The 25,523-nt window shown below is 66.6% G+C and carries 28 protein-coding genes, 1 tRNA gene and 2 pseudogenes; 23 read left to right on the top strand and 8 right to left on the bottom strand.

Going from position 1 to position 25,523, the window contains the following annotated elements:
* Positions 1 to 17 precede the first annotated feature (17 nt).
* Complete coding sequence (locus A5775_RS07350; protein ID WP_067249937.1) at positions 18 to 407, bottom strand: VOC family protein; 390 nt, start codon at positions 405 to 407, stop codon at positions 18 to 20.
* A gap of 55 nt (positions 408 to 462) precedes the next feature.
* Entirely contained in the window at positions 463 to 876 is a 414-nt protein-coding gene (locus A5775_RS07345; protein ID WP_067250036.1) for a VOC family protein, read from the bottom strand.
* A gap of 66 nt (positions 877 to 942) precedes the next feature.
* Here A5775_RS07345 and A5775_RS07340 point away from each other — a divergent pair, with 66 nt between their 5' ends.
* Both A5775_RS07340 and A5775_RS07335 read left to right on the top strand, forming a co-directional pair.
* On the top strand, positions 943 to 1,821 hold the full coding sequence (locus A5775_RS07340) for an LLM class flavin-dependent oxidoreductase (RefSeq protein WP_067249934.1): 879 nt from the start codon (positions 943 to 945) through the stop codon (positions 1,819 to 1,821).
* Positions 1,822 to 1,900: 79 nt separating this feature from the next.
* The gene (locus A5775_RS07335) at positions 1,901 to 2,773 is read left to right on the top strand and encodes a tetratricopeptide repeat protein (protein WP_067249931.1); all 873 of its coding nucleotides are present in this window, start codon (positions 1,901 to 1,903) and stop codon (positions 2,771 to 2,773) included.
* Between the two features lie 48 nt (positions 2,774 to 2,821).
* On the opposite strand, the gene A5775_RS07330 is transcribed toward A5775_RS07335, so the two are convergent.
* On the bottom strand, positions 2,822 to 3,193 hold the full coding sequence (locus A5775_RS07330) for a nuclear transport factor 2 family protein (RefSeq protein WP_067249928.1): 372 nt from the start codon (positions 3,191 to 3,193) through the stop codon (positions 2,822 to 2,824).
* 68 nt (positions 3,194 to 3,261) lie between these two features.
* On the opposite strand from A5775_RS07330, the gene A5775_RS07325 reads away from it, so the two are divergent.
* A complete protein-coding gene (locus A5775_RS07325; protein ID WP_067249922.1) occupies positions 3,262 to 3,792 on the top strand; it encodes an NUDIX domain-containing protein in 531 nt (176 codons plus the stop codon).
* 116 nt (positions 3,793 to 3,908) lie between these two features.
* Entirely contained in the window at positions 3,909 to 4,379 is a 471-nt protein-coding gene (locus A5775_RS07320) for a hypothetical protein (RefSeq protein WP_067250033.1), read from the top strand.
* A gap of 16 nt (positions 4,380 to 4,395) precedes the next feature.
* On the opposite strand, the gene A5775_RS07315 is transcribed toward A5775_RS07320, so the two are convergent.
* Positions 4,396 to 5,070 carry a glycoside hydrolase gene (locus A5775_RS07315; protein WP_067250030.1) on the bottom strand — a complete coding sequence of 225 codons (675 nt, stop codon included), beginning with the start codon at positions 5,068 to 5,070 and terminating at the stop codon, positions 4,396 to 4,398.
* Between the two features lie 220 nt (positions 5,071 to 5,290).
* Between A5775_RS07315 and A5775_RS07310 the strand changes: the two genes are divergently transcribed.
* On the top strand, positions 5,291 to 5,641 hold the full coding sequence (locus A5775_RS07310) for a hypothetical protein (protein WP_067249919.1): 351 nt from the start codon (positions 5,291 to 5,293) through the stop codon (positions 5,639 to 5,641).
* Between the two features lie 122 nt (positions 5,642 to 5,763).
* Positions 5,764 to 6,039, top strand: a pseudogene (locus tag A5775_RS07305) (NAD(P)/FAD-dependent oxidoreductase); the annotation flags it as partial.
* Here A5775_RS07305 and A5775_RS07300 read toward each other — a convergent pair.
* A pseudogene (locus A5775_RS07300) lies at positions 6,040 to 6,307 on the bottom strand (YdeI/OmpD-associated family protein).
* Positions 6,308 to 6,344: 37 nt separating this feature from the next.
* Between A5775_RS07300 and A5775_RS07295 the strand changes: the two are divergent.
* Positions 6,345 to 7,178 carry a MerR family transcriptional regulator gene (locus A5775_RS07295; RefSeq protein WP_067249907.1) on the top strand — a complete coding sequence of 278 codons (834 nt, stop codon included), beginning with the start codon at positions 6,345 to 6,347 and terminating at the stop codon, positions 7,176 to 7,178.
* 3 nt (positions 7,179 to 7,181) lie between these two features.
* On the opposite strand, the gene A5775_RS07290 is transcribed toward A5775_RS07295, so the two are convergent.
* The 3 genes from A5775_RS07290 to A5775_RS07280 all read right to left on the bottom strand — a co-directional run bounded on the left by A5775_RS07290 (position 7,182) and on the right by A5775_RS07280 (position 8,593).
* Positions 7,182 to 8,027: an SDR family NAD(P)-dependent oxidoreductase gene (locus A5775_RS07290; RefSeq protein WP_067249903.1), complete on the bottom strand. Its 846-nt coding sequence runs from the start codon at positions 8,025 to 8,027 to the stop codon at positions 7,182 to 7,184.
* Positions 8,024 to 8,377 carry a DUF4440 domain-containing protein gene (locus tag A5775_RS07285; protein WP_067249900.1) on the bottom strand — a complete coding sequence of 118 codons (354 nt, stop codon included), beginning with the start codon at positions 8,375 to 8,377 and terminating at the stop codon, positions 8,024 to 8,026. The genes A5775_RS07290 and A5775_RS07285 overlap by 4 nt, the downstream gene beginning before the upstream one ends.
* 140 nt (positions 8,378 to 8,517) lie before the next feature.
* Positions 8,518 to 8,593: transfer RNA gene (locus tag A5775_RS07280), tRNA-Arg, on the bottom strand.
* Positions 8,594 to 8,720: 127 nt separating this feature from the next.
* Between A5775_RS07280 and argS the strand changes: the two genes are divergently transcribed.
* From argS to A5775_RS07200, 16 genes are all read left to right on the top strand, one after another.
* A complete protein-coding gene (gene argS / locus A5775_RS07275) occupies positions 8,721 to 10,373 on the top strand; it encodes an arginine--tRNA ligase (protein ID WP_067249897.1) in 1,653 nt (550 codons plus the stop codon).
* Positions 10,370 to 11,788: a diaminopimelate decarboxylase gene (gene lysA, locus A5775_RS07270; RefSeq protein ID WP_067249892.1), complete on the top strand. Its 1,419-nt coding sequence runs from the start codon at positions 10,370 to 10,372 to the stop codon at positions 11,786 to 11,788. The genes argS and lysA overlap by 4 nt, the downstream gene beginning before the upstream one ends.
* 3 nt (positions 11,789 to 11,791) lie before the next feature.
* On the top strand, positions 11,792 to 13,117 hold the full coding sequence (locus A5775_RS07265; RefSeq protein WP_067249888.1) for a homoserine dehydrogenase: 1,326 nt from the start codon (positions 11,792 to 11,794) through the stop codon (positions 13,115 to 13,117).
* Entirely contained in the window at positions 13,114 to 14,196 is a 1,083-nt protein-coding gene (gene thrC, locus A5775_RS07260; protein ID WP_067249885.1) for a threonine synthase, read from the top strand. Before A5775_RS07265 ends, thrC begins: the two co-directional genes overlap by 4 nt.
* A 127-nt stretch (positions 14,197 to 14,323) precedes the next feature.
* Positions 14,324 to 15,259 carry a homoserine kinase gene (gene thrB / locus A5775_RS07255; protein ID WP_067250028.1) on the top strand — a complete coding sequence of 312 codons (936 nt, stop codon included), beginning with the start codon at positions 14,324 to 14,326 and terminating at the stop codon, positions 15,257 to 15,259.
* Positions 15,260 to 15,526: 267 nt separating this feature from the next.
* Positions 15,527 to 17,389 carry a transcription termination factor Rho gene (gene rho / locus A5775_RS07250; RefSeq protein WP_067249882.1) on the top strand — a complete coding sequence of 621 codons (1,863 nt, stop codon included), beginning with the start codon at positions 15,527 to 15,529 and terminating at the stop codon, positions 17,387 to 17,389.
* Positions 17,390 to 17,569: 180 nt separating this feature from the next.
* Positions 17,570 to 17,800: a 50S ribosomal protein L31 gene (gene rpmE / locus A5775_RS07245; RefSeq protein ID WP_067249878.1), complete on the top strand. Its 231-nt coding sequence runs from the start codon at positions 17,570 to 17,572 to the stop codon at positions 17,798 to 17,800.
* A gap of 100 nt (positions 17,801 to 17,900) precedes the next feature.
* Positions 17,901 to 18,974, top strand: coding sequence for a peptide chain release factor 1 (gene prfA / locus A5775_RS07240; RefSeq protein ID WP_067249875.1), 1,074 nt, complete (start codon positions 17,901 to 17,903; stop codon positions 18,972 to 18,974).
* Positions 18,975 to 19,020: 46 nt separating this feature from the next.
* Entirely contained in the window at positions 19,021 to 19,905 is an 885-nt protein-coding gene (prmC, locus tag A5775_RS07235) for a peptide chain release factor N(5)-glutamine methyltransferase (protein ID WP_369827791.1), read from the top strand.
* A complete protein-coding gene (locus A5775_RS07230; RefSeq protein WP_067249872.1) occupies positions 19,898 to 20,557 on the top strand; it encodes an L-threonylcarbamoyladenylate synthase in 660 nt (219 codons plus the stop codon). Before prmC ends, A5775_RS07230 begins: the two co-directional genes overlap by 8 nt.
* Before the next feature lie 26 nt (positions 20,558 to 20,583).
* Positions 20,584 to 21,795 carry a UDP-N-acetylglucosamine--decaprenyl-phosphate N-acetylglucosaminephosphotransferase gene (rfe, locus tag A5775_RS07225; RefSeq protein WP_067249869.1) on the top strand — a complete coding sequence of 404 codons (1,212 nt, stop codon included), beginning with the start codon at positions 20,584 to 20,586 and terminating at the stop codon, positions 21,793 to 21,795.
* A gap of 215 nt (positions 21,796 to 22,010) precedes the next feature.
* The gene (locus tag A5775_RS07220; RefSeq protein ID WP_067249866.1) at positions 22,011 to 22,505 is read left to right on the top strand and encodes an ATP synthase subunit I; all 495 of its coding nucleotides are present in this window, start codon (positions 22,011 to 22,013) and stop codon (positions 22,503 to 22,505) included.
* Positions 22,498 to 23,256 carry a F0F1 ATP synthase subunit A gene (gene atpB / locus A5775_RS07215; protein ID WP_067249863.1) on the top strand — a complete coding sequence of 253 codons (759 nt, stop codon included), beginning with the start codon at positions 22,498 to 22,500 and terminating at the stop codon, positions 23,254 to 23,256. The genes A5775_RS07220 and atpB overlap by 8 nt, the downstream gene beginning before the upstream one ends.
* Before the next feature lie 84 nt (positions 23,257 to 23,340).
* Complete coding sequence (locus tag A5775_RS07210; RefSeq protein WP_024636915.1) at positions 23,341 to 23,589, top strand: F0F1 ATP synthase subunit C; 249 nt, start codon at positions 23,341 to 23,343, stop codon at positions 23,587 to 23,589.
* A 9-nt stretch (positions 23,590 to 23,598) separates the two neighbouring features.
* Positions 23,599 to 24,132, top strand: coding sequence for a F0F1 ATP synthase subunit B (locus A5775_RS07205; RefSeq protein ID WP_067249860.1), 534 nt, complete (start codon positions 23,599 to 23,601; stop codon positions 24,130 to 24,132).
* 6 nt (positions 24,133 to 24,138) lie between these two features.
* Positions 24,139 to 25,479, top strand: coding sequence for a F0F1 ATP synthase subunit B/delta (locus A5775_RS07200; RefSeq protein WP_067249858.1), 1,341 nt, complete (start codon positions 24,139 to 24,141; stop codon positions 25,477 to 25,479).
* Positions 25,480 to 25,523 lie beyond the last annotated feature (44 nt).

The following is a 25,523-nucleotide window of genomic DNA, read 5'->3' as shown; positions in this document are numbered from 1 at the left end:
GCAACTCGCTCCACGGCTCAGCCTGCTGACCCGTAGGGGCGGGTGAGGATCTCCATGGCATGGCCGGAGGGGTCCGGAAAATAGACGCCGCGCCCGCCGTGATTGTGGTTGATCTCGCCGGGACGCTGGGCGCCCGGATCCGCCCAGTGCTGCAGGCCGCGTGACCGGATCTTGTCGTAGATGGTGTCGAACTCCTGCTCGGACACCAAGAAGGCGTAGTGCTGACGCGGGATGTCCGCACCCTGGGGGGCGTCAGCGTAGTCGAGGTTGGCGCCGTGCTCGAGTTCGACAACCATGAAGTGGCCGAACGGCTTTGGGTCGGGCAGCCCGAACAGCTCGGTGAGAAATTCGGCGGATTCGCGTTTGTCGCGGGACGCGACGATGGTGTGGTTGAAACTGATGGTCATAGTTCTGTCCAGTCAACCACCGGTCGCCCGGCGCGACAACGCCACGAGCCTCCCGCTACTTCGGCGCGGTCAGCTCCAGGGCGATGTTGTCGGGGTCGCGGAACTCCAGAATGTATGACGGCCCGATGTCTTTGACCGGCTGGTGATCCACCCCGAGCTCATCGAGATGTGTTGCTGCCGAATCCAATTCGTCTTTACTGGTGAGACGGAACGCGATGTGGTCCAGCCCGACGCGATCCTCGTCGAAGCGGTCTGCGGCGACGGGCCGCAGCCCGAGCAGCGTTCCGCCGAGGTCGTAGATGACGCCGCCGAACAGGAAGCTCAACTGATTGCGGGTGGATTCGTCCGCGTTCTCTGGGACCTCGAGCAACACCGGCCAACCGAACACGCTCTCGTAGAACTGCCGGGATCGCTCGATATCGGTCACGGTCAGTCGGACATGCGCGATGGAGGTGCTGGTGAAGTCCATTCGCACCATGGTTCCACTGATGGGCCGCATGTTAAACATGTCAGAATCGCCGTCGTGCAGATAGCGATGACCATGCCGGTGATGGAACCGGATCTGGATGCGACGGTGCTCGAGACCTGGGCGCGCAGTATTGACGAGGGCCCGTTCTCGTCACTGTGCTGGGGTGAGCGCATCGCCTTTGATAACCCGGACAGCTTGACCCTGCTGGGCGCGCTGGCCGCCTGGACCAACCGGGTGCGGCTGCTGACGACGGTGATCGTGCCGCAGCTGCACGACCCGGTCATGCTCGCCAAGGGCCTGGCGAGCGGCGATATGCTCAGCGGCGGCCGGTTGACCGTGGGCATCGGGGTGGGCGGCCGGCACGAGGACTATGACGCCGTCAGCGCCGATCGGGCGACGCAGACCATGCGCGGCATGGCCGAACGGGTGGCCGTGATGAAGCGCGTGTGGGCGGGGGAGAAGACCGCCGACTCGGTGCTGCCCGTCGGGCCGGCGCCGGTGCAGGCCGGCGGTCCGCCGCTGTTCGTCGGCAGTATCGGACCGAAAACCATCCGCAGCGCCGCGGCATGGGCCGACGGGCTGGCCGGCACCACCCTGGACCTCGACGTCGCCAAGCAGAACGAGCTGTTCGACGTCACGCGAGACGCGTGGGCGCAGGCCGGCAAGCCCAAGCCCCACCTGATCACCTCGTTTTGGTTCGCGTTCGGCTCGCCCGAGGAGTCCCGCGCCCAGGTGCACCGCCATCTGCGTCGCTACATGAACTGGATACCGGGCGAATACGTCGACGCCATGGCGCCGATGACCGGCTGGGCCGGTAGCGAGGACGAGCTGCTGGACGTGTTGCGCAGGTTCGAGGAGATCGGCACCGACGAGGTTCAGCTCATCCCGACGAGCTCGGATGCCGATCAGCTTCGCCGCGCGGCGGACGTGGCGGGGCGGCTGTAGCTGGTCGCGACTCAGGGCTGCGCGGCGGGCGGCACAGGGTGAATTGCCGCATCGGCGCAGTGGCGTTTTCATTAGCGATATGACGCAGCAGGAGTTGCCCGCCCCGCTGGCCGAAATGACCGGGCTGATGGCGCAGTGTGCGAACAACGGCGATTTCGCCGGTGCCGCGCTGCAGGCTAACGAGCTGGTGACCCTCTGCCGGGCAACGCTGGGGGAGCGCAATCCCAACGTCCTCGAGCTCAAGGTGGCGCTGGCCACCCTGCAGCTGCGGGCGGGCGAGGACGCCGTCGTCTACACCGACCTCGAAGGTTTGATACCTGATCTCGTCGAGGTCCTCGGTCGCGATCACCTGAGCACCTTGACCGCTCGTCACCTGCTGGCGGGCCGCCAGCAACCCCCGCTGTCGTCGCTGTCCGAATGGTCGCAGCTCGTCGCCGACGAACAGCGCATTCTGGGAGCCGAACACGAGAGCACGCTGATGGCCCGCGAGAGGGTCGCTGAGAAGCGTTGGGAGATCGGTGATTTCGGCGGCGCCATGACCGAGGGGCAACACGTGCTCGCGGCGCGGCGTCGGGTGCTCGGCGACGGTCACGCCGACACCCTCGGAACTCGCTTGATGCTGGCGATCTGGCGGGGCCGGGCGGGTGATATCCCCGCGGCGATCACCGAACTCGAGTGGCTGATCGGCGAACTGCGCGACAAGCTGGGCGACGACCACGTTCATCTGCTCATGGCGCGGCACATGTTCACGCTCTGGGCCCCGAACCGGGCCGGCGTCACGGACGGGGTCGCCGCATGGGAAGCGCTGGTCGAGGAGGAGACCCGCGTACTCGGTGATGAGCATCCGGTGACTGTCGCGGCGCGCCAGGAATTGGCCGGCTGGTGTGCGCGACACGGCGGCGACGCGGACGGCACCGGCCCCCAAGGGTCCATGGACTGGTCTGCTTCCTGACCCAGGTGTGTTGCGCACTACCGGATGCCAACAGAATTGGCGGTCGGGCTACAAAACCTCAACGTCGGCCGGTGACCAGAATGCCCGCATCGCGGTGATCTTGGCGTCCGCGTCGAACGACATCGTGGAGATGGGTGAGATTCGGGTGCGGCTGTCGCCGGCGTCCAGCGTGAGGTGCCAGAAGAAGGCGGCTTCGCTGCCAGAAACCCGCAATTCGGCGAGTTCGGTCTCCTTCTTGGCGTCTTGGAACCCCGCATAGAAGCCGCGGATGGCGTCGTGCCCGCGGCGAATGTCGGCCCCGATCGGGTCCTCGATGGTGGCGTCGGCGGCGTACAGGGTCACGATGTCGTTGGCGGTGCCCGTGGCGACGAGCGCGAGGTAGCGATTGACGGTCTCGGTGATGGCTTCGGGGGACGGCATGGATTCGGACGCTACTCCTCGCCCATAGCCACCGCGTCGGGTGCGGTATTCACGGCAATACTGGCGGCGTGACCTTCATCGAACGCCTCGCAAGCCGCGAGATCTACCGGAATCCGTGGATGGTGCTGCGCGAGGATGACATCCGCCGCCCGGACGGCAGCACCGGCCTCTACAGCGTCGTCGACAAACCGACCTACGCGCTCGTGATGCCCTATGACGGGCACCGCTTCCGGTTGGTCGAGCAGTTTCGCTACCCCATCGGGGAGCGTCGTTGGGAGTTTCCCCAAGGCACCGCGCCGGACCTGGCCGACGCCGAACCCGACGAGTTGGCCGAGCGCGAGCTGCGCGAGGAAACCGGTTTGCGCGCAACGACGTTCGAGGCGCTCGGCGAGCTCGACGTCGCTCCGGGGATGACCAGTCAGCGCGGCTGGGTGTTTTTGGCCACGGGCATCGTCGAGGGCGAAGCAAACCGCGAGCACGAGGAGCAGGACATGCGCAGCGCGTGGTTCTCGCGCGACGAGATCGAGCAGATGATTCGCGGGGGCATCATCGCCGATGCGCAGTCGATCGCCGCGTACGGCCTTTTCCTGTTGCGCTGAGAACAAACGTCGTTGGAACAACGTGATCGTGTCCTCGCCGAGATCAGACCGCGTCGTCGAACGTCCACCATTGACCAATGCGACCGAGGTTTCGGGTAGTCGCGGTGCTCGCTGCCGTGACTGCCTCGGTCGCCGGCACGCCCGCCGTCGGCGCGCAAGCGGTGTCACCGGCGTGGAACGGCAAATACTCGCTGGTGCGGTATGCGGCCGGCAAATCCGGCACCAGTGTCGCGGCGACGCAAACCGAACCCACCTTCAGCGCCGACTACGTCTTCACCACCGCGTGCTCGTCGGGCACGTGCGTGGCCACCGCCACCAACGGGCCCACTCCGAAGAACCCGACGCTGCCCCAGCCGTCCCGCTACACCTGGGATGGGGCGAAATGGGTGGAGCGCTTCGACTTCCAATGGGATTGCTATCGGGGCGAAGGCGTGCAGAAGGTGTGGGCACCCGCGCGGTCGTGGGCCTTTTACACCCCGCAGGCGGACGGATCGTTGCGCGGTGTCTGGCATACCGACATCATCGGCGGCCCGTGCGGCGGATCCGTCGAGATGCCGGTGGCGGCGTTCGCCGCCGGGCGGGCGTGAACGGAGGCGCCGTCGATCAGTCCGGTGGCGCGGTCGTCATGGAGGCGATGTAATAAATTTCGTGCCCGGTCGGATAGCCACCACCGCCGGTGGCGATGTGTACGTGGTCGTAATGGTCGGCGGTTTCTGAGCCCAAGTCCGCCATCCAGTTGCCCCCGCCGACGCCCGGGTAGATCTTCTGCCGCCAGATCACGTGGTTGATGCCCCACCGCTTGGCGTTCGCCAGCGCATACCCGGCGATCTGATTGCCGAGCTCGATGCCCTCGGCGGTGTGGAAGTTCGGGATCATCACGTCGATGGCCAACCCGTTGGGATGCCACGGCAGCGGGTCCTCCCGGAACCCGTAGATGGTCTTGATCTGGGGAAAGAGCACGCCGATGACGCGGGCCGCCCAGATGGTCTTGACCTGCAGCCGGTCCTCGGACGCGACGCCGCGCGGCAACGCGAGCTGGAATTGCTGACCCGCCGAGGGGGCGGGGGGTGCCAGCGCGGTGAGCGCCTCCACCTCGGCCGGACTGGCGGTGTGCGGCGCGCTGGCTGGCGGAGTTGGGGACGCAGCGGCGCTGGTGGGGGTCGGTGCGGGCGGCTCGACACAGCACCGCGGCTTGGTGCCCTGGGCGTGGATCATGGCGGCCGAGACGACGAGCGACGCCGCGACCGCCAGCCATCGGCCACGGCCCTTGGCGAACATCCTCACGCCCACGACCAGCAGCTTAACGTCGTCTGTGACGCGTGGGGCGATGTTTTCCGAAGACTGGTGCCCCCGGCAGATTTCAGCGGCGCGGCGAAGGGCCCGCCACGCTTCGTGCAAGCAAATGTGGCCGTATCGGCCACCGCAGAAGTGGGTAAACAACGCACTAGCGCGGGGCGTCAGGTTCGGAATCGAGTCACCGGTCGAAAGGCGGCAGCACATGGTTCGTCACGAGGGAGGCCGATGGGACGTCGGAGTCAGGGAAGCCGCCGTCTACGTCGAGCGCATCTCCGACAGCGACGAGCGTCTGTTCGAGGATTCGTTGGCTGCTGAGGAGGCGCGCGACCTGGCCGGGTTGCTGACGAAGTATGCGGACAAGCTCGACGAGGCGCGGGATGCCGACAAGGCCAAGGAGTCCGATGAGGCCGAGGAGTCGGACACGGCCGAAAAATCCGACAACGCGGAGGACACCGAGGGCTCCGACAAAGCCGAGAAAACCGACGAGTCGCAGGATTCCGATAAGCCTGAGGAGTCAGAGGACTCCGACGAGTCGGACAAGTCTTCGGATTAGCTTCACAAGGCTGAACAGCGGTAACGCTGGTGCCCCCGGCAGGATTCGAATATGCGGACGCAGTTTCAGCAAACATAGTCCGTATCCAGCATAGATGTTGGTGCACAACAGCTTTCAGCGTCTACAGCGTCTACAGCGTGATCGGTGATCTGCTGGGCCTGCCGATGAGGACGCTGCGCATTCCGTGGTACGTCACGGTGCTCGACCTCGGGCCGGCCGGTGCGGTGTACACCGAGGGCTGGGATCGCCACGTCGTCAGCACTGGCGCCGCGGCCAAGGCGACGAAGCGGATCATCAACGGTCAGCGGATCTATCCTCCTCCGCTGACAGGTGACCGTGCGGCGTTGTTGGCCGCCGCCGCACCCGATCTGCAGGCGGCTCCCGCCCACGAGAAGTGATCATTTGCCGTTTCGCTCGCGGTGCTTACAACCGGGCCAACAGCACGGCCGGCGCTTGCCCTCTTCGAGTTCCTCCTGTGTCCGGCGGATCCGCCGTTCGCGGGTCGTTTCCTGTTTGGCGTCCTCGACCCAGCAGATGAACTCGTTGCGCGCCAACGGCGTGATGTCGTTCCACGCGGCGAGTGCGGTGTCGTTGGCGAGCAATGCCTTACGCAAGGTCGGTCGGCAGCTTGTGCACCACGCCGCCGGAAACTCGCGAGCTACCCATGGGCGCAGGATAGACGGCGGGAAGGCAGACTGGCCGCATGCGGTCGGGTTTGACCATCGGAGAGTTCGCCACGGTGACGCATCTGAGCGTGCGAACACTGCGCCGCTACCACGAGGCCAAGCTGCTCGAGCCCGCCTCCGTCGATCCCTTCACCGGATACCGCTACTACTCCGTCGAGCAGATCCCGACCGCCCAGGTGATCCACCGGCTTCGCCAGCTCGACGTGCCGCTCGCCGAAGTGCGGTCCATCCTCGACACCGAGGATGCACAGCGGCGGGCCGAGGTGATCGCCGGTCATGTGCGGCGGCTCGAGGCCGAGTTGGAGCGGACCCGTGCCGCAGTGGTGTCCCTGCGCCGGCTGCTGAACCCCGAGCCGGCCGACGTCGAACTGCGGTCGGTTCCCGCCCGCAGGGTCGCCGCGATCACCGGCGTTGTCCAGCTCGACGATTCGCTCGGGTGGTACGACGCGGCGATGGCCGAGCTGGATGCGGCTTTTCCCGAAGCCGAGCGCACGGGACCGCCCGGCGGCCGGTACGCCAACGAACTGTTCACCGAGGCCGCCGGGTCGATGACCGTCTTCCGGCCAGTGCGCTCTCCGCGGGCGTCGGGCCGTATCGAGGTCGTCGAGCTTCCGCCCGCCGATCTCGCCGTCACCGTGCATCAAGGCCCGCATGACGATCTCGACGTCACCTACGGCCGTCTCGGGGCCTGGGTGGTGGAGAACGCGCTCACCGTCGACGGGCCGATCCACGAAACCTACGTCGTGGGTCCCCGCGACACGACCGAACCCACCCAATGGCGAACTGAGATCGGTTGGCCGGTGTTCCGGGTCGCGCCAGATGCCGACCGGGACCTCGACTCGACGGCCTGAGTTCTAGGCCCCCGGCGGGAAATCCGTTTCGCGAGAGAGCTTTTCCTGTGCGCGGATATCTTCGAGAGCATCCTCGAGTGCGGTGACGACGGTGCCGTAGCCGCCGCTGCCGAGGATGAGCCGCCGAGGCGGCGGGTTTTGGGCCATGGCCGCGATCACCGCACGCACTCCGCGTCGCGGATCGCCTGGCTGGGCGCCGTCCTGCTCGACCATCGCGGCGCGGACCTGCTCGAGCAGCGGCCGGTATTCGGAAACGGACTCTTCGATCGGTTCGTCGGCGAAGCCGGTGTAGGCGCGGGTGCGGAACGCTCCGGGTTCGACCGCCATGACACGAATGCCGAGGGGCTCCACCTCCTTGCGGAGGACCCCGGTGATGGCCTCGACCGCCGATTTCGTTGCGCTGTAATGACCGAAGCCGGTGACGCCGCTCAGTCCGGCGACCGAGGACATGTTGATGATCCACCCGCTGCCCCGGGCACGCATACCGGGCAGTGCGGCGCGGATCACGGACAGCACCGCGAAGACGTTGAGCTCGAACATCTTTCGGACCGCGGTATCGGCCATGCCCTCGATCGAACCATACCAGCCGCGGCCGGCGTTGTTGACCAGGACATCGATGCCGCCGAAATTCTTCTCCGCCGCGCGCACCGCCTCGCGCACCTGCTTCGAGTCGGTGACGTCTAACGGCAGCACCAGTACACGGTCGCCGTGCTGCTGTGCCCAGTCGGACAGCTCGGTCGGCCGGCGGGCGGTGAGGACGACCCGGTCGCCGATCTCGAGTGCGGCGTCGGCGAACGCCATACCGAACCCGCCCGGGGTGCCACCGGTGATGAACCACGTCTTCGTCATGGCTCGATCACCAGTCCGCTGATGAGTCCATCGTCGAGTGTGAACCGGAAGTGCAGATCGGCCACGCCGCCGGGGAAGTCGCCTTCGAGGTGCTGGACGACGTCGACGTGGCTGTCGTCGGATCGGGTGGCGCCGACGAATTCCATTGAGTAGGTGTATCCGCTGGCGGCGTTGCGCAGCCAGTCGGCGATTTCGTCGTGGCCGCGGTAGGTGCGGCCTTCGTCGGTGACGGCGGCATCGGTGGTGAAGGTCGTCATCGCCGTGGCCGCCTCGCGGTGCTGATGCGCCGTGAGGTAGGTGGTGATCGCCGCGGGCAACTGGTGTCGTGGGATTGAGCTGTCGGCTGTCATGTCACCACGGTCGGGTCTCCCCCAGGGAGAGGGTCAAGGCGACGCGATGTGACGGCCCTGACAAATAGAAAACCCGCACGACGATCGCACGAACGGCACTGCTAGGTGGTTCGGAAACCACCTCCGACCTGCAATAACGCTGGTGCCCCCGGCAGGATTCGAACCTGCGGCCTTCTGCTCCGGAGGCAGACGCTCTATCCCCTGAGCTACGGGGGCGCACCGACATATCTGTTGCGCCATGGGGCATTCAAACAAGCACGCACAGACTAACGCATCGAGGCGGCTGCCCCGCCACCGCAATGGATTCGGGGCCCGGGCACCCCAGCCAATAGGATGGACGCTCGTGACCCCCGCTGACCTCGCCGAGCTGCTCAAAAGCACCGCCGCCGCGGTGCTGGCCGAGCGTGGGCTGGACGCTGCCGCGCTGCCGCAGACGGTTACCGTGGAGCGACCCCGCAATCCCGAGCACGGCGATTACGCCAGCAACCTGGCGCTGCAGCTGGGCAAAAAGGTCGGCGCCAACCCCCGCGACCTGGCCGGATGGCTCGCCGAGGCGCTGGCACAGGCCGACGGCATCGTGTCGGCGGAGGTGGCCGGGCCGGGCTTCATCAACATTCGTCTCGAGGCGTCGGCGCAGGCGGTCATCGTCAACAACGTCATCGACGCCGGCGATCGCTTCGGCCACTCCGGTGCGCTGGCCGGCCAGCACATCAACCTGGAATTCGTCTCGGCGAACCCGACCGGACCCATCCACATCGGCGGAACGCGGTGGGCCGCGGTCGGCGACGCCCTGGGCCGGTTGCTGTCTACCCAGGGCGCCGACGTGGTGCGCGAATACTATTTCAACGACCACGGCGCCCAGATCGACCGCTTCGCCAGCTCACTGATCGCCGCCGCCAAGGGCGAACCCATTCCGCAAGACGGCTACGCCGGCAGCTACATCAACGACATCGCCGCCCAGATCGTGCAGAAGGCGCCCGACGCGCTGCGCCTGCCCGATCCCGAGATGCACGAGACCTTCCGCGCCATCGGCGTCGACCTGATGTTCACCCACATCAAGGAGTCGCTGCACGAATTCGGCATCGACTTCGACGTCTACACCCACGAAGACGCGATGCACACCAGCGGTCGGGTCGACGAGGCTCTCGCCAGGCTGCGTCAGACCGGCAACATCTACGAGAAGGACGGCGCAACGTGGTTGCGCGCCAGCGCCTTTGGTGACGACAAGGATCGCGTCGTGATCAAAAGCGATGGCAAGCCGGCCTATATCGCCGGTGACATCGCCTACTACCTGGACAAGAGGCAGCGTGGCTTCGACCTGTGCATCTACATGCTGGGCGCCGACCACCACGGGTATACCGCCCGCCTCAAGGCCGTGGCTGCGGCCCTCGGCGACGACCCGGCCACCGTCGAAGTGCTCATCGGCCAGATGGTCAATTTGGTCCGCGACGGCCAGCCCGTCCGGATGAGCAAGCGCGCCGGAACCGTGCTCACACTCGACGACCTCGTCGAGGCGATCGGGGTCGACGCCGCGCGCTACAGCCTGATCCGGTCCTCGGTGGACACCCCGATCGACATCGACCTGGCGCTGTGGTCGTCGGCGTCCAACGAAAACCCGGTCTACTACGTGCAATACGCGCACGCCCGGCTCTCGGCGCTGGCCCGCAACGCCGCCGAGCTCGGCCTGATCCCCGACACCGGGAACCTCGGCCTGCTCAGCCACGACAAGGAGGGGACGCTGCTGCGCACCCTCGGCGAATTCCCCCGGGTGCTCACCACGGCGTCATCCCTGCGTGAACCGCACCGGATCTGCCGCTACCTGGAAGATCTCGCCGGCGACTACCACCGGTTCTACGATTCCTGCCGGGTGCTGCCGCAGGGCGACGAGCAACCCAACGATCTGCACACCGCGCGCTTGGCCCTGTGCCAGGCGACCCGCCAGGTGATCGCCAACGGCCTGGCGATACTCGGCGTCACTGCCCCGGAGCGAATGTGAACGTTCATCCCGCCGGTCCTCGGCACGCCGAAGAGACCCGCCACGCCGAAAGTCCGCCCCGGCCGCAATCCCCCGAGGAGCTGCTGCTGCTGGCGCCAAACGTGTGGCCCCGCAACACAGCTCGCGACGAATCCGGTGTCGCCACCATCGCGGGCGTTGCGGTGACCGACCTCGCCCAGGAGTACGGGACCCCGCTGTTCGTCGTCGACGAGGACGACTTCCGCTCCCGTTGCCGCGAGATCGCGTCGGCCTTCGGCGGCGGCAAGAATGTGCACTATGCCGCCAAGGCCTTCCTGTGTACCGAGATAGCGTGCTGGATCGAAGAGGAAGGCCTATCGCTCGACGTGTGCACCGGCGGGGAGCTGGCCGTGGCGCTGCACGCCTTCTTTCCACCGGAACGGATTACTTTCCACGGCAACAACAAATCTGTGGCGGAGTTGACCGCTGCAGTGAAAGCCGGTGTAGGCCATATCGTTTTGGACTCGATGACCGAGATCGAACGCCTGGACGCGATCGCGGCCGAGGCGGGCATCGTCCAGGACGTCTTCGTTCGTCTCACCGTCGGCGTCGAAGCGCACACCCATGAGTTCATCTCCACCGCACACGAGGACCAGAAGTTCGGGTTGTCCGTGGCCAGCGGCGCGGCGCTGGCCGCCGTCGGCCGGGTATTCGAAACCGAACACCTGCGGGTGGTCGGTCTGCACAGCCATATCGGTTCGCAGATCTTCGACGTTGCCGGTTTCGAACTCGCCGCGCGCCGTGTGCTCGGCCTGCTGCACGAGGCCGTCGAGCAGTTCGGGGTCGAGCAAACCGCCCAGATTTCCACCGTGGATCTCGGTGGTGGACTTGGCATTTCGTATCTAGCTGCCGACGATCCGCCGCCGATGGGCGAACTGGCCGCCAAGCTGAGCGCGATCGTGAAGAACGAGTCGGCGGCCGTCGGGCTGCCGACACCGCGGCTGGTGGTCGAGCCCGGACGCGCGATCGCCGGGCCCGGCACCGTCACCCTCTATGAGGTGGGCACCGTCAAGGACGTCGATGTCAGTGCCACCGCACATCGCCGCTACGTCAGCGTCGACGGCGGCATGAGTGACAACATCCGCACCGCGCTCTACGACGCCCAATACGACGCCCGGCTGGTCTCCCGGATCAGCGATGCGCCGGCGGAGCTGGCTCGCGTTGTCGGAAAGCATTGTGAGAGCGGCGATATCGTCGTGCGCGACACCTGGGTGCCCGGCGATCTACAACCCGGCGACCTGATCGGGGTGGCCGCCACCGGTGCCTACTGTTATTCGCTGTCGAGTCGTTACAACATGATCTGCCGTCCCGCCGTCGTCGCGGTGCGCGGCGGGCGCGCGCGCCTGCTCCTGCGCCGCGAGACGGTCGACGATCTATTGAGTCTGGAAGTGAGGTGAACTGTGCCCCGTGACGAAAAGCCGGTCGGTGTAGCGGTACTCGGGTTGGGCAACGTCGGAAGCGAAGTTGTCCGCATCCTCGAGGACAGCGCCGACGACCTCGCGGCGCGCGTCGGTGCGCCCCTGGTGCTGCGCGGCGTCGGAGTGCGCCGCGTCGCCGATGACCGCGGCGTTCCCACCGAGCTGCTCACCGACGACATCGAAGGGCTCGCCGCACGCGACGACGTCGACATCGTCGTGGAGCTGATGGGGCCCGTGGAGCCGTCCCGCAAGGCCATCCTGTGCGCCCTCGAGCACGGCAAATCGGTCGTCACGGCGAACAAGGCGCTGTTGTCCATCTCCACCGGCGAGCTGGCGCAGGCGGCCGAAAGCGCGCACGTCGACTTGTATTTCGAGGCGGCGGTCGCGGGCGCCATTCCCGTCATCCGGCCGCTCACCCAGTCGCTGGCGGGTGACACGGTGCTGCGGGTGGCCGGCATCGTCAACGGCACCACCAACTACATCTTGTCCGCGATGGACAGCACCGGCGCCGACTACGACACCGCGCTGGCGGAGGCCAGCGCCCTGGGCTACGCCGAGGCCGACCCCACCGCCGACGTCGAGGGCTACGACGCCGCCGCCAAGGCCGCGATCCTGGCATCCATCGCTTTTCACACGCGGGTGACCGCCGACGACGTCTATCGCGAGGGCATCACCAAAGTCACCCCGGCCGACTTCGAGTCCGCCCGGGCGCTGGGCTGCACGATCAAGCTGCTGTCCATCTGCGAGCGCATCGCAGGCGACGACGGCCAGGAGCGGGTCTCGGCCCGCGTCTATCCCGCGCTGGTGCCGCTGTCGCACCCGCTGGCCACGGTCAACGGCGCATTCAACGCGGTTGTCGTCGAGGCCAAGGCCTCTGGGCGGCTGATGTTCTACGGTCAGGGTGCCGGCGGCGCGCCGACCGCGTCCGCGGTGGCCGGCGACTTGGTGATGGCCGCACGCAACCGGGTGCTGGGCAGCCGTGGGCCGAGGGAATCCAAGTATGCCCAACTCCCCATCGCCCCAATGGGATTCATCTCCACGCGTTATTACGTCAGCATGAACGTGGCCGACAAGCCCGGCGTGTTGTCGTCGGTGGCAGCCGAGTTCGCCAAGCGCGAGGTGAGCATCGCCGAGGTGCGGCAGGAGGGCGTCGCGGACGAAGGCGGGCGGCGGGTGGGGGCCCGGATCGTCGTGGTCACCCACACCGCCACGGACGCCGCGCTGTCCGAAACCGTCGACGCGCTGGCCGATCTGGATGCCGTGCAGAGCGTCGCAAGCGTGCTGCGACTGGAAGGGACCACCCTATGAGTGCGCCGCGCACCGCCGTCCATCAGCCGTGGCCCGGCCTCATCGAGGCATACCGGGACCGGTTGCCGGTGGGCGACGACTGGACACCGGTCACCCTGCTCGAGGGCGGCACCCCGCTGATCGTGGCGACCCGCCTGTCGGAAAAGACCGGCTGCAGAGTTCATCTCAAGGTCGAGGGCCTCAATCCGACCGGATCCTTCAAAGACCGGGGCATGACGATGGCGGTCACCGATGCGGTGGCACGCGGCCAGCAGGCCGTGTTGTGCGCCTCGACCGGAAACACCTCGGCGTCGGCGGCGGCCTATGCCGCCCGCGCCGGCATCACCTGTGCGGTGTTGATCCCGCAGGGCAAGATCGCGATGGGCAAGCTGGCGCAGGCGGTCATGCACGGCGCCAAGATTGTCCAGATCGACGGCAACTTCGACGACTGCCTGGAACTGGCCCGCAAGATGGCCGCTGACTTTCCGACGATCTCGTTGGTCAACTCGGTCAACCCGGTGCGCATCGAGGGCCAGAAGACGGCCGCCTTCGAGATCGTCGACGCGCTGGGCGTCGCGCCGGACGTGCACGCCCTTCCGGTCGGCAACGCGGGAAACATCACCGCGTATTGGAAGGGTTACACCGAATATCACCACGAGGGCTTGATCGAAAAGCTGCCGCGGATGCTGGGCACCCAGGCGGCCGGCGCAGCCCCGCTGGTGAACGGCGCGCCGGTCAAGAACCCGGAAACGATCGCGACCGCGATCCGCATCGGCGCGCCGGCGTCGTGGACGGCCGCGGTCGACGCGCAGCAGCAATCCAATGGCCGCTTCCTGGCGGCCACCGACGAGGAGATCCTGGCCGCCTACCACCTGGTGGCCGAGTCCGAAGGTGTCTTCGTCGAACCCGCCTCGGCGGCCAGCATCGCGGGTCTGCTCAAGGCCGTCGACGACGGCTGGGTGGACCGGGGGTCGACGGTCGTATGCACGGTGACGGGCAACGGGCTCAAGGATCCGGACACTGCGCTGCGGGATATGCCCACCGTCACTGCGTTGCCGGTTGATCCGGTTCTGGTGGTCGAAAAGCTGGGGCTGGCCTAGTGGCGATCGCAAGCGCGGCGAAGCCGGGCGCAGCGGGTCGTCACGTATTGGGCTGCGTGGCGATCGCAAGCGCGGCGAAGCCGGGCGCAGCGGGTCGTCACGTAACGAAGGGCTGTTGGTGACCTCGATGCTGCCCGCCGGGCTGGTGGCCACCGCCGTGGTTTCGGCGTCCAGTGCCAACCTCGGCCCGGGCTTTGACAGTATCGGTCTGGCGTTGAGTCTTTGCGACGAAATCACCGTGGAGACAACTTCTTCCGGTTTGGTGGTCACGGTCGAGGGGGAGGGTGCCGGCCAGCTGCCGGTCGGCCCCGACCATTTAGTGGTGCGCGCCCTCGAGCGCGGCCTGCAAGCTGTCGGGGTCCGCGCCCCCGGCCTGGTGGTGCGCTGCCGCAACGCCATCCCGCACTCCCGCGGCCTGGGCTCGTCCGCGGCGGCGGTGGTCGGAGGCCTTGCGGCCGCGAATGGCCTTGTCGCGCAGACGGATTGGAACACACTCGACGATGCCCAGCTGATTCAGCTGTCCTCGGACTTCGAGGGTCATCCCGACAACGCAGCGGCCGCCGTGCTGGGCGGTGCCATCGTTTCGTGGGTTGACCGCAGCGGTGACCACCCGCGGTACGCGGCGGTGCCGTTGCGGCTTCACCCCGATATCCACCTGTACTGCGCGGTTCCCGAGGAACGCTCGTTGACCGCGGAGACTCGTGTGCTGCTGCCCGCGCAGGTCAGCCATGACGATGCACGCTTCAACGTCAGCCGCACCGCGTTACTGGTGGTAGCGCTCACCGAACGACCGGACTTGCTCATGGCGGCAACCGAAGATGTGCTGCACCAGCCCCAGCGCGCACCGGCCATGCCCGCCTCAGCGGAATATTTGCGACTGCTACGGCGTCATAACGTGGCAGCGACGCTGTCCGGGGCGGGTCCATCGGTGATCGCTGTGACTACGGTCGCACAGTTGCCCTCGGAGGCGGTGGAGTACGGCGCCACCAACGGATTTGCCCTCATCAAGATGGCCGCCGGCGAACGGGTTCGCTGGGGCCCGGGGGTCACCGTCGCGGGTTGATCAACAGCGTGGCCGGAGGGTTTGCTTGCTTCCAGCAGGGATGGGGGCTATCCTCGGAGCCGTCCAGCAATCGCAGCATCTGCATCTGCATCCATACTGCCTTGCCGCTAGGACAACACCAATTCTTCTTGTGGACGAGGTTCGCCGTTTATTCCGCCGATCCAGGCGATCACCGTTGCAGAGTCGATGATTGGGCGCACTCGGCAATTTGGCTGAATGCAACGAACCCCCCGTATGACGTGATCAGCGGGGGAAGAAAGGAACTCCGTGACTGATACGGACCTGTTCACGGCTGGCGAAAACACTGACGCCAATCAACTGTCTAATGCCGTGACCACCAACGCTCCCGACGCGAAGACGAACGCTTCGACCGGCTCCTTGTCCGCCATGGTGCTGCCCGAGCTGCGCGCGCTGGCGGGCCAGGTCGGCGTCAAAGGGACGTCGGGAATGCGTAAGAACGAACTGATCGCCGCGATCAAGGAAGTCAGGGGACAGGCCAACGGCGCTCCCGCCAACGGCACGAAGTCCGCTGAGGACAGCGGAAAGTCAGGCACCAAAGGCGCCGACACCAAAGACAACAAGGACGACAACAGCGCCGAAGCGCCGGCGGCCAAGGAAGGCCAGAATGGTGCAACAGCCGAGGCGCCCCGCCGCGAACGACGCGGCGCTTCCCGCGACGGGGGATCAGCCGCCCGCGGCAACGACGACGCCGACCGCGAGCGCACCGGCAGCCGAGATGGCGCAGCCACCGGCGGGACCGACAGCCGCGACCGAGGCAAGCAAGACAACCAGAACGAAGACCGCGGCCAAGGCGGCGGCAGCGAGGATCAACAAAGCTCGGGCGGCCAGCAGGGTCGTGGTGGGTCGAACCAGCAAGACGACGACGGCGAGGGGCGTGGGGGCCGGCGGGGACGCCGCTTCCGCGACCGCCGGCGCCGGGGCGAGCGATCCGGCGAGGGTGGCGACGCCGAACTGCGCGAGGACGACGTGGTTCAGCCTGTCGCCGGCATTCTTGACGTCCTCGACAATTACGCCTTCGTGCGTACGTCCGGCTACCTGGCCGGCCCGCACGACGTGTACGTGTCGATGAACATGGTGCGCAAGAACGGCCTGCGCCGTGGCGACGCCGTGACCGGCGCGGTCCGTGTGCCGAAGGAAGGCGAACAGCCCAACCAGCGGCAGAAGTTCAACCCGCTGGTCCGCCTCGACACCATCAACGGCGGTTCGATCGAGGACGCCAAGAAGCGGCCCGATTTTTCCAAGCTGACGCCGTTGTACCCCAACCAGCGGCTTCGCCTGGAAACCACCGGTGACCGGCTGACCACGCGGATCATCGACCTGATCATGCCGATCGGCAAGGGACAGCGCGCGCTGATCGTGTCGCCGCCCAAGGCGGGCAAGACGACCATCCTGCAGGACATCGCCAACGCGATCACCCAGAACAACCCGGAATGCCACCTCATGGTCGTGCTCGTCGACGAGCGGCCCGAGGAGGTCACCGACATGCAGCGGTCGGTCAAGGGCGAGGTCATCTCGTCCACGTTCGACCGCCCACCGTCCGACCACACCCAGGCCGCCGAGCTGGCCATCGAGCGCGCCAAGCGGCTCGTGGAGCAGGGCAAGGACGTCGTCGTGCTGCTGGACTCGATCACCCGCCTGGGGCGCGCCTACAACAACGCGTCGCCCGCGTCGGGCCGCATCCTGTCCGGTGGTGTCGACTCCACCGCGCTGTACCCGCCCAAGCGCTTCCTGGGCGCCGCGCGCAACATCGAGGGAGGCGGATCGCTGACCATCATCGCCACCGCGATGGTCGAGACGGGGTCCACCGGTGACACGGTCATCTTCGAAGAGTTCAAGGGCACCGGTAACGCCGAGCTCAAGCTGGACCGCAAGATCTCCGAACGGCGGGTCTTCCCGGCGGTCGACGTGAACCCGTCCGGTACCCGTAAGGACGAGTTGCTGCTGTCGCCGGACGAGTTCGCCATCGTGCACAAGCTGCGCCGCGTGCTGTCGGGGCTGGATTCGCATCAGGCCATCGACCTGCTGATGTCGCAGCTGCGCAAGACGAAGAACAACTACGAGTTCCTGGTTCAGGTGTCCAAGACGACGCCCGGGATGGACAACGACTAGCCCACTCAGCGGCCGTGGCGACACATAAACGACGCATACGGCACGCCGGGTGAGGTCGCCGTGGTGGACGTCTCAACGCCAGCCACCCAGGTGGCGGGAATGCCAAGGTGCGCCCCGTTGTTTTGGGGGACAGTGGTTGACCTGGCATAATCACGCTCGACACGATCGAAGAGGAACACGATGAAAGCTGACATTCACCCCGCTTACGCGGAGACCACGGTGCTCTGCGGGTGCGGCAACACCTTCCAGACGCGCAGCACCAAGGATGGCGGCCGCATCGTCGTCGAGGTGTGCTCGCAGTGCCACCCCTTCTACACCGGCAAGCAGAAGATCCTCGACAGCGGCGGCCGGGTCGCGCGCTTCGAGAAGCGCTACGGCAAGCGCAACACCGGAGCCGCTGCCGACAAATAGCTCGGTTACCGACGCCCGAACTGTGCGCGCAGTCGCACAGGCCGGGCGTCGGTTTGCGTTTGGGAGTAATGACAGGCGAAAACGGGGCAGGAGGTGTGGCATGACGAAGCCGGTACAGACCATTGACGTGCTGCTGGCCGAACACGCCGACCTCGAGCAACGGCTGGCCGACCCCGAGTTGCACAGCAATCCCGACGAGGCCCGCAAGGCCGGACGCCGCTTCGCCCGGCTGGCGCCGATCGTGGGCACCTACCGCAAGCTGATGGCCGCCCGCGACGACCTCGAGGCCGCGCGCGAGCTGGCCGCCGACGACGATTCGTTCGCCGCCGAGGCGACCGACCTGGAATCCCGGGTGGCCGAGTTGGACACTGCGCTCACCGACATGCTGGCCCCGCGCGACCCGCACGACGCGGACGATATCGTGCTCGAGGTCAAATCCGGTGAGGGCGGCGAAGAGTCGGCATTGTTCGCCGCCGACCTGGCCCGGATGTACATTCGCTACGCCGAGCGGCACGGCTGGACCGTCACCCTGCTGGACGAAACCACCTCGGACCTCGGCGGTTACAAGGACGCGACGCTGTCCATCGCCAGCAAGGGTGATTCAGCCGACGGGGTCTGGTCGCGGATGAAGTTCGAGGGCGGGGTACACCGGGTGCAACGCGTTCCGGTGACGGAATCCCAAGGCCGCGTTCATACTTCGGCGGCCGGCGTGCTGGTCTATCCCGAACCCGAAGAAGTCGGCGAGGTGCAGATCGACGAGTCGGACCTGCGCATCGATGTCTACCGCTCTTCGGGGAAGGGCGGTCAAGGTGTGAACACCACGGACTCCGCGGTGCGGATCACGCATTTGCCCACCGGGATCGTGGTCACCTGTCAGAACGAGCGCTCGCAGCTGCAGAACAAGGCGCGGGCGCTGCAGGTGCTGGCGGCTCGCCTGCAGTCATTGGCCGAGGAACAGGCGCTGGCGGACGCGTCGGCGGACCGGGCCAGCCAGATCCGCACGGTGGACCGCAGCGAGCGCATCCGCACCTACAACTTCCCGGAGAACCGGATCGCCGACCACCGCATCAACTTCAAGTCACACAATCTCGATCAAGTGCTCGACGGCGACTTGGACGCCTTGTTCGACGCCCTGGCCGCGGCCGACAAGCAAAGCCGACTCCAACAAGCATGACGTCCCGGCGACGATGCTGAGTGAAGCGATGAGGAGGAGCGGGACAATCGAGCTCAGTCTGCGGCGCGCGATCGACGATGCGACGGCCACTCTCGCCGAAGCGGGAATCGATTCCGCGCGTTGGGATGCCGAGCAACTCGCCGCACACCTGGCGGGCATCGACCGCGGTCGCCTGGCCTTGGTCGAATCGCCCGGCGAGGACTTTCTCGGACGGTATCGCGACGCGGTGGCAGTTCGTTCACGGCGTGTGCCGTTGCAGCGTCTGCTGGGTACGGCGGCGTTCGGTCCGGTGCTGCTGCGCGTTGGTCCCGGCGTGTTCATACCGCGTCCCGAAACCGAGGCCATGCTGGAATGGGCCACCGCGCAACAACTTGCGCCGCGGCCCGTGATCGTCGACCTGTGCACCGGGTCCGGTGCGTTGGCGGTGGCACTGGCCCACCATCGGGCCGGACGCGGGCAGGACGGGCGAATCGTCGCTCTCGATAACTCCGAGGCGGCCCTCGAGTACGCGCGCCGCAACGCTGAGGGCACGGCGATCGAGGTCGTGCGCGCCGACGTCACCGAGCCGGGCTTGCTTCCGGAACTCGACGGACGGGTCGACTTGGTGGTGGCCAACCCGCCCTACGTCCCCGACGGTGCCGTGCTGGACCCCGAAGTCGCCGAACATGATCCCCACCGCGCGGTGTTCGGCGGGCCGGACGGTCTGGCGGTGATCGCTCCGATAGTCCGCCTCGCCGGCCGCTGGCTGCGCCCCGGAGGACTGATCGGCATCGAGCACGACGACACCACTTCGCGAGAGACGGTGGAATTGTTCGACCGCACGGGGCTTTTCGAGGACGTCCGGGCACGGCAGGACCTGACCGGCCGTCCACGATTCGTGACGGCTCGGCGGAAGAGTGCAGCGATGAGGAGGAGTGTCGCCGATGACTGACGTGTTCGACTGCGCCGATCCCGACCAGCGCGCGCTCGGAATCGCCGCGGCGGCAGGGGCTCTCAAGGGCGGCCGGCTCGTCGTCATGCCGACCGACACCGTCTACGGCGTCGGTGCCGACGCGTTCAACAGCGCCGCGGTGTCGGCGCTGCTGTCGGCAAAGGGGCGGGGCCGAGATATGCCGGTGGGCGTCCTGGTCGGCTCCTGGCACACCATCGAGGGGCTCGTCTACACCATGCCGGACGGCGCCCGCGAACTGATCCGCGCGTTCTGGCCGGGCGCGCTCAGCCTGGTGGTGACACAGGCGCCGTCGTTGCAGTGGGATCTCGGCGATGCCCGCGGCACCGTGATGCTGCGGATGCCGCTGCACCCGGTTGCGATCGAACTCCTGCGTGAAGTGGGGCCCTTGGCGGTCTCGAGCGCCAACATCTCCGGCCGTTCGGCCGCCGTCGACGCCGGCGAGGCGCGCAGTCAGCTCGGCGATCTCGTCGACGTCTACCTGGAAGCGGGTCCGTCCGAGCAGGGCGCCGCCTCCACGATCGTCGACCTGACCGGTGCCACGCCGCGCATCCTGCGTCCGGGTCCGGTGAGCGTGGAACGCATCGCCGAAGTGCTTGGTGTAGATCAGGAAAACCTGACCGCGCAGGCCTGACTGGAGCGGTTGTCGATCTCCCAGGTTTGTGCACTACGGTCTCGTTGGTGTCCAGCGACGTGACCAACCTTGCCGGTGGTGTGCTCGCCCTTTCCGACCGCGGTGCCGGTGTTCCGCTGCGCGAGCTGGCGCTGGTCGGATTGACCGCGGCAATCATCACCTACTTCGCAACCGGGCCGGTACGCGTGCTGGCGACCCGGCTGGGCGCCGTCGCGTATCCGCGGGAGCGCGACGTACACGTGACGCCGACCCCGCGCATGGGCGGACTGGCGATGTTTCTCGGCGTCGTCATCGCTGTCTTCCTCGCCTCGCAACTTCCGGCGCTCACCCGGGGGTTCGTCTACTCCACCGGCATGCCCGCGGTCCTGGTGGCCGGAGCGGTCATCATGGGGATCGGCCTGATCGACGACCGCTGGGGTCTGGATGCTCTGACCAAGTTCGCCGGCCAGATCACCGCGGCCAGCGTGCTGGTCACCATGGGCGTGGCCTGGAGCGTCCTCTACATCCCCTTCGGCGGCGTCGGCACCATCGTTCTCGACCAGGCCTCCTCGATCCTGCTGACACTGGCGCTGACCGTCTCGGTGGTCAACGCGATGAACTTCGTCGACGGGCTCGACGGCCTGGCCGCGGGGCTGGGACTCATCACCGCGCTGGCTATCTGCATGTTCTCGGTCGGGCTGCTCCGCGACCACGGCGGCGACGTCCTGTTCTACCCGCCGGCCGTGATCTCGGTGGTGCTCGCCGGGGCGTGCCTGGGCTTTCTGCCGCACAACTTTCATCGGGCCAAGATCTTCATGGGCGACTCCGGCTCGATGCTGATCGGCTTGATGCTCGCGGCGGCGTCCACGACGGCCGCCGGCCCCGTCTCGCAGAACGCCTACGGCGCCCGCGACGTGTTTGCCCTGCTGTCACCGTTCCTCCTGGTGGTGGCGGTGATCTTCGTGCCGATGCTCGATTTGCTGCTGGCGATCGTGCGTCGCACCCGCGCCGGCCGCAGCGCATTCAGCCCCGACAAGATGCACCTGCATCACCGGTTGCTACAGATCGGCCATTCGCACCGCCGCGTGGTGCTGCTGATTTATCTATGGGTCGGCATCGTCGCGTTCGGGGCGGCGAGCACGATCTTTTTCCGCCCCCGCGACACCGCGGCGGTCATGCTGGGCGCCATCGTGGTGGCCGGCGTCGCGACGGCGATCCCGCTCTTACGCCGGCGCGACGAGGACTACGACGAAGAGTAGTAGTAGGGCCTTGTTATGTGGTACGGTCCAGGTAGAACCCTAAAAAGCCGCACAGGCGACCGGCCCCTCGGAGGGTAATCCGATCGGGCTGGTTGAAGACCGGCCTCGGGAGATACCCCTTGGGTGATTCGACTGTGACGTGCGATACGCTCGGCGGGCCACCGATCAGTCGGTCGAGGGGTTCCCGTTCATCAACCTGGGATTGAGGTGCTGCAGTGACGACACCAGCGCAGGACGCGCCGTTGGTGTTTCCCTCTGTTGCTTTCCGTCCGGTTCGGCTCTTTGCGATCAGCATTGCGATCACGGCGGTGGCGGTGCTCGCCGCCGGATTGTCCGGTCACCTGATGGTCGGCGTCTTCTTCGGGATCGGGCTGCTCCTGGGTTTGCTCAATGCGGTACTGGTGCGTCGCTCGGTTGAGTCGATCACCGCCAAGGATCACCCGCTGAAAAGGTCGATGGCCGTCAACTCGGCGTCACGGCTGGCCATCATCACCATCGTCGGGCTGATCATCGCCTACGTCTTCCGGCCCGCCGGCCTGGGCGTGGTGTTCGGATTGGCACTGTTCCAGATCCTTTTGGTGGCATCGACAGCGCTGCCGGTGTGGAAGAAGCTGCGCGCCGGCGACTGGGCGCAATCCGCGGACGGTGCCGAAGGCGGCGTCATCGCAGGATCGGAAGGTACGGAAGGAAGGAACACCCCCGATGCCTGAGACGACGTTCCTGGCCGAGGCCGCGATCGAGGTTGGCGAGCACAGCCACGCCACCTGGCTCGGCATGACCGTCAACACCGACACGATCCTGTCGACGGGGATCGCCGCGCTGATCGTGCTCGCGCTGGCCTTCTTCCTGCGGGCGAAGATCACCTCGACCGGCGTCCCGAGCGGCGTGCAGTTGTTCTGGGAGGCCATCACGGTCCAGATGCGCGATCAGATCGAGGCCGCGGTCGGCATGCGCATCGCGCCGTTCGTGTTGCCGCTGGCCGTCACCATCTTCGTGTTCATCCTGATGTCGAACTGGCTTTCGGTGCTCCCACTGCAATACACCGACGCTTCCGGGCACACCACCGAGCTGCTGAAGTCGGCCGCGGCGGACATCAATTACGTTCTGGCGCTGGCTCTTTTCGTCTTTGTCTGCTACCACGTGGCTGGCATCTGGCGCCGCGGCGTCGTCGGGCACCCGCTCGCCGTGATCAAAGGCCACGTAGCGTTCCTGGCGCCGATCAATGTCGTCGAGGAGCTGGCCAAGCCAATCTCGTTGTCGCTCCGACTTTTCGGCAACATCTTCGCCGGCGGCATCCTGGTCGCGCTGATCGCGCTGTTCCCGCCGTACATCATGTGGGCGCCCAACGCGATCTGGAAAGCCTTCGACCTTTTCGTCGGCGCGATCCAGGCCTTCATCTTCTCGATCCTGACCATCTTGTACTTCAGCCAAGCCATGGAGATCGAGGATCACCATGACTAAAGCCACCATGAATCGTTTTGTCCCAAGCACCATTACAGAGGCCTGGTAGACCCCTACCAGATATCAAGGAGGATAAGAATGGCTCTGGACCCCCAAGTCGCTGCCGCTGCACTCATCGGCGGTGGACTCATCATGGGCGGCGGCGCGATCGGTGCCGGTATCGGTGACGGTATCGCCGGCAACGCGCTGGTTTCCGGGATCGCCCGGCAACCCGAAGCGCAAGGCCGGTTGTTTACGCCGTTCTTCATCACCGTCGGTCTGGTTGAGGCGGCCTACTTCATCAACCTGGCCTTCATGGCGCTGTTCGTCTTCGCCACACCCGTCGGTACCTAGTTCGCTGTGATGGGTGACGCGAGCCTGAGCGTTCTGGCGTCCAGCCAGGTGGTGGCCGAGGGAGGCAACAACTTCCTCGTTCCCAACGGCACCTTCTTCTTCGTGCTGGCCATCTTCCTGATCGTGCTGGCCGTCATCGGCACCTTCGTCGTGCCGCCGGTCATGAAGGTGCTGCGCGAGCGCGACGCCATGGTCGCCAAGACGGTCGCCGACACCAAGAAGGCGGCCGAGCAGTTCGAAGCCGCTCAGGCCGATTACGAAGAAGCCATGACCGAAGCCCGGGTGAAGGCGTCGTCGTTGCGCGACAACGCGCGCGCCGAGGGCCGTAAGGTCGTGGAAGACGCGCGCGCCCGGGCCGAGCAAGAGGTGATGTCGGCGTTGCAGCTGGCCGCCCAGCAATTGAAGCGGGAAAGGGACGCCGTGGAACTGGACTTGCGTGCCAACGTGGCGTCCATGTCGACGACGTTGGCCAGCCGAATCCTCGGCGTCGACGTCGCCCCCGCTGCAGCGACCACATCCGCAACCAAGACATCCGGACGGTAATTACGTATGTCGACTTTCATCGGCCAGTTGGTGGGCTTTGCGGCCATCGTGTTCCTGGTGGTGCGTTATGTCGTGCCGCCGGTGCGTCGGTTGATGGCCGCGCGGCAAGCCACGGTGCGCCAACAATTGAAGGACGCGGCCGCGGCGGGCGACCGATTGACCGAGTCGACCACCGCCCATAGCAAGGCCGTGGAAGACGCCAAGGCGGAATCGAAACGCGTTGTCGAAGAGGCGGAGTCGGACGCCAAGCGCATCACCGAGCAGCTGGGGAACCAGGCCGGCGTCGAGGCCGAACGCATCAAGTCGCAGGGCGGCCGCCAGGTCGACCTGCTGCGTACCCAGTTGACCCGTCAGCTCCGTCTGGAACTCGGTCACGAAGCGGTGCGCCAGGCCGGCGAATTGGTGCGCAACTTCGTCGCCGACGCCGAGCAGCAGTCGGCGACCGTGGATCGATTCCTCGACGACCTCGACGAGATGGCGCCCGCATCGACCGACGTCCAGTATCCGCTGATGACCAAGATGCGCTCGTCGAGCCGCGTCGCGCTGACCAACCTCTCGGAGCGGTTCAACAGCATCGCCAAAGACCTTGACAACAAGGGACTTTCCGCCCTGTCCAGTGAACTGGTCGCGGTGGCCCAGATGCTGGATCGCGAAATCGTTGTCACCCGGTATCTCACCGTGCCAGCCGAGGACGGGGCCCCCAGGGCTCAGTTGATCGAGCGGTTGCTCTCCGGCAAGGTCGGCGACCCTACCCTCGACGTTCTGCGCCTAGCCGTATCGGAGCGTTGGTCGGCCAACTCCGACCTCATCGACGGCCTCGAGCACGTGTCGCGGCAGGCCTTGCTCGAAGTCGCCGAACGTGAGGACAAAGTCGACGACGTCGAGGAACAGCTGTTCCGGTTCTCGCGCATCCTGGATGCGCAACCGCGGCTGGGTATCTTGTTGGGTGACTACGCCGTTCCGGTGGAAGGCCGAGTTGCGTTGCTGCGCAAGGTGCTGGACAGCGCGAGCGCCAGGGTCAACCCGATCGTGACCGCACTGCTGACCCAGACGGTCGAGCTGCTCAGAGGCCAGCCGGCCGAAGAGGCCATTCAGTTTTTGGCAGAGGTTGCGGTGGCGCGCCGCGACGAAGTCGTCGCGCAAGTCAGCGCCGCGGCCGAACTGAGCGACGCTCAGCGCACCCGTCTCACCGAGGTGCTCGGCCGCATCTACAGCCATCCGGTTTCGGTGCAACTGCAGATCGATACCGACCTGCTGGGCGGGCTGCTCATCGCCGTGGCCGACGAAGTGATCGATGGGACGCTCGCGTCCCGCCTGACCGCGGCCGAGGCGCAGTTGCCCGACTGACCACCCCAGACCAATCACGAACCTATTCCGACACACGCGATACG

This window comes from Mycobacterium sp. 852002-10029_SCH5224772 (assembly GCF_001667315.1).
Taxonomy (GTDB): Bacteria; Actinomycetota; Actinomycetes; order Mycobacteriales; family Mycobacteriaceae; genus Mycobacterium.
Note: the sequence above shows the minus strand (reverse complement) of the source record. Positions and strands in the feature narration are given on the sequence as shown.